Genomic DNA, 728 nt, shown 5'->3' with positions numbered 1-728 from the left:
TTAAACAAGCGATTTTGCTATGGAACGCGTTTTCAGTATTTTAAAAAGATTTTATTTTGGGGAGATCTCCTAATAAGGATCTGTTGTGCAATTGTCCGACTAGCCTTCTTCTTTGAACCATTTTTCAATGACACCATCATGGATAACAGCAGCATAACGCCATGACCGCATTCCAAAACCAACATTGTCTTTAGCAACCAACATTCCCATTTTGCGGGTGAATTCACCTGAGCCATCAGGAATCAATTTCACGTTTTCAATCCCTTGAGCTTTCTTCCAAGCGTTCATGACAAAAGCATCATTGACGGAAAGACAATAAATTTCATCAATACCGACTTTTTTAAATTCATCATAGAGCTTTTCAAAATCAGGGAGCTGAAAGGTCGAACAAGTAGGAGTGAACGCTCCAGGAAGAGAAAAAAGAATAACTCGCTTCCCTTTAAAGTACGTATCACTGTTAACCTCTTGCCACCGATAAGGATTATTTCCACCTATGGATTCATCCCGTACACGTGTATGAAAAGTGGCGTTGGGAACTGTTTTTTTTATCATAATCATGCTCCTGTATTTTCTATGAGAATTGTGTTTTAAAAAAGTCCTCGTCTTAAAATATATTGAAAAGAACGACTTAAACAGTCTTCTTTTCTAACGAGTTTGCAAGTATTTCATTGTTGCGTCAAGTAGAATTAATGGTCGACTTTGATAGATGTTTACTCTAGAATCAAACA

1 protein-coding gene is annotated in these 728 nt (G+C 37.0%); it reads right to left on the bottom strand.

Going from position 1 to position 728, the window contains the following annotated elements; genetic code table 11:
• Positions 1-99 precede the first annotated feature (99 nt).
• Positions 100-552 carry a peroxiredoxin gene (locus tag ACFIK8_RS11380; protein ID WP_375669489.1) on the bottom strand — a complete coding sequence of 151 codons (453 nt, stop codon included), beginning with the start codon at positions 550-552 and terminating at the stop codon, positions 100-102.
• Positions 553-728 lie beyond the last annotated feature (176 nt).

The sequence above is a fragment of the Bartonella sp. MR168JLCBS genome, assembly GCF_042194175.1.
The sequence above is the reverse complement of the archived record's forward strand: the minus strand, read 5'-3'. Positions and strand labels throughout refer to the sequence as shown.